Source organism: Chamaesiphon polymorphus CCALA 037 (genome assembly GCF_003003845.1).
GTDB classification, from domain to species: Bacteria; Cyanobacteriota; Cyanobacteriia; order Cyanobacteriales; family Chamaesiphonaceae; genus Chamaesiphon; species Chamaesiphon polymorphus.
Window position 1 is genome coordinate 1 of sequence record NZ_PVWO01000630.1, and the last position, 2,799, is coordinate 2,799.

A 2,799-nucleotide genomic window follows, 5' to 3' on the forward strand; every position below is an offset into this window, starting at 1 on the left:
GAGATGTGTATAAGAGACAGACTATCAACTACTAACTATCTTCGGAATGGCGATCGCTTTGATGACTTCGGTGAAGTCGGATTCGTTGGCGAGGGGGATAAGTTGTTGAAGATATGGTTGATAGCGAAATAATTCGTAGTCTCGATCGAGTAAATATTGGGCGGCGTCTAAATCGATGCCTGCGGTTGTATAACTATTATAAATAATTGTGGGGGCAAAATTGGTTAATGTTCGTTCGCCTCCTTGTAAAATAGCTAGATTGCTGCCTGCTGTAGAAATTTTAATTATCTCTAATCGATCGATGCCAATGCGATCGATAAATGTATCGAGGGTCATGCATTCTATTTCTTCTATGTCGGTGTCAGGTGTGAGGTTTTCGGCGGTGGTAGCGATATAATTAAATTCACAATTTGGTTGTAAAACTAGTCGAGCATTACCATCGCGATCGCTAATGGCATTTCTAAAGATTCGGACGTTTTCGAGCTGGTTGTGCTGACAAGTTGCGTGCAGGCTATCGACTGCGGTGCTAAATGGTTCGATCGCGTAAACCGTACCATTGACGCCGACTCGACTAGCAGCACTAAAGGTATAAATACCAATATTTGCGCCGATATCGATCGCGTTCATCCCTGGTTGAAGATACTGTTGCCAAAACTCGATTTCTCGCTCGAACCAATCACCTTCGGCGAGCAAACATCTGGTGGTCGGACTTTGTAAACTGGCGGCTACTGCGAGAGAAATTTCGCGATCGCCCGAGCTAGCATCGCTACTATTCTCTAACGGAGAGGTTGTGCTAATCAAGGGAATATACGTCCACGGACTATCGATCGTGAGTTGCGTCCATTGCCATGGTAGTTTTGCCAATCTTTGACTGGCATAATCTCCACCAATTTGTTGCCAATGCTGGGCTATTTCTGGTTGTTCTAAATCCAGATAAGCAAGATATAATGACTGAAGAATAGTGGGGTCGTCTAAAGCAATTTCGGCGGCTTGGTGAAGATAAACTAATCCTTCTAATTCCTGATTGCCAATGCTATAAATACCCAAGCGCAGATTGGCTAAAATCAGATCTGGCATCAGTTTATTCATCAGATGCAACAGTCGCAAACCTGTATGATTATCTAAGCTAATTTGAGTGCGACACAGTACCTCTGTCAGCATGAGCATAGCTTGAGTATAGCCATTATCGGTATTGAGGATGCGTTGGAGTTGTTCGTTTCTACCGTTGGTAATATGCGCGCGGGTGAGTCGGGGAATGTAGACAATGCCTGGTGAAATTTTTGCTTCGGTGTAGGTAGGTTGCAGATTATTAATAAAGGCACTAAAGGCAATTTGTGCCGCCTCGCTATAATTGCCTAACATGCAATTGAGTAAGGCAAGATGTGCAGCGCACAGCGGATGTTGGTTTAATTCTGAGCCTGCTTGCACGGCATCAAAAGCGATTTCGGCATACAATCCATGTGCGAGTGAGTTATCGCAGCTTTCGGCGGCTACCAAGGCGGCGACGGCGAGGTTGTTCCAATCTAAGGCAGTTTCGGGTTGTTCCCACTGGCAATTATCCAAACTTTGGTTGAGTGCTTGAGAGACGGTTTCCGCGATCTCTACTTGGTTTTGTTTGATGTAATCTAGATAAGATATTTTGGGATCGAAATCTATCATGGGGGTAGGGTTGAGGCTTTAGGCTTTAGGTTTTAGGTTTTAGGTTTTAGGGCATAGAGGATAGTTGTTAATTTGGAGCTGGAGATTTGAGTCGATCGATTTGAGTGCAACAATCGGCTAGGGGGGTACGATCGTTCATGGCGGTTACTAATACTTGATATGCTTCCCAGTTAGTTTGAATTAGGTTTTTGGCTTGAAGTGCGGCTAAGTTTTCTTGTTTGACAATTTCTTGTTGCTGTTTGCCTGCTACGAATAATACTCCTCGCAATTTTTGACGATCTTCACTACCGCCTTGAGATCGATCGTAAATCAATTTTTCGGCGGCAATGCCTGCCATCCAGACGGTACAGTAATGCTGTAACAATTGGGCTGAAATATTTGCCTGTGGGGGTGCAAACATCACGCCACCCTGTGCCGATTGCCCTTGGCGGAACGATTCCCAGGCACTGAGAGTATATCCAGTAATGGGAATACCGAGTAAATAAGCGACTAAAAAGTGTCCGGCTTCATGATGAACGATCCGTTGACGATATTCGGTTTTGGTACCTGCGATCGCATCTAATATTAGTGTAGCAAGGGTACTTTTGAGAAAAAAGTTATCTACTGTCGCGCCGACAATAATTGCTGCGACGATCGCGATCGGCAGTGTTGAAGGAATATTAATTAGGGGTGCGACTAAACTGGATATAGTCATCCCAAATATACAGATTGCAACTAAATTTAACGATATTTGCTGGGTCGGATTGTCTGAATTCATTTATAAATACTAAAATTAATTAAAATTATGGCGTTGCTGGATCGGAGTATGAAAATTTAGTTGGGGTTGGGAGTTGGGAGTTGGGAGTTGGGAGGAAATAGGAATTATAGCCATTCTCAAGTTAATGAGGTACGTCATACACTTAGATAGCATCCAAAGCAGTAGATTATCTGTACCTCACTGATTAGAGAACCGCTATAGTTTGTTGGCAAAGATTGAAAATCAGATCTTAAATTAGTGCATACAAGATTGGTGCTGTTGGGTTGAGCCACGAAACCCAATCTACATAATACCAACTCCCAACTGCTAACTCCCAACTCCCAACTATCTTCGCCATTTCTGACTGGGTAAATTGCCGCTAGCACGCAAGTAACGATCGATAT

The 2,799-nt window shown here is 43.6% G+C and carries 2 protein-coding genes; both read right to left on the reverse strand.

Features of this window, described 5'->3' with window-relative positions; translation table 11 throughout:
* Nucleotides 1-24 precede the first annotated feature (24 nt).
* Complete coding sequence (locus tag C7B77_RS27460) at nucleotides 25-1,659, reverse strand: FkbM family methyltransferase (RefSeq protein ID WP_106312534.1); 1,635 nt, start codon at nucleotides 1,657-1,659, stop codon at nucleotides 25-27.
* A 67-nt stretch (nucleotides 1,660-1,726) separates the two neighbouring features.
* The gene (locus tag C7B77_RS27465; protein ID WP_106312537.1) at nucleotides 1,727-2,416 is read right to left on the reverse strand and encodes an ATP-dependent Zn protease; all 690 of its coding nucleotides are present in this window, start codon (nucleotides 2,414-2,416) and stop codon (nucleotides 1,727-1,729) included.
* Nucleotides 2,417-2,799 lie beyond the last annotated feature (383 nt).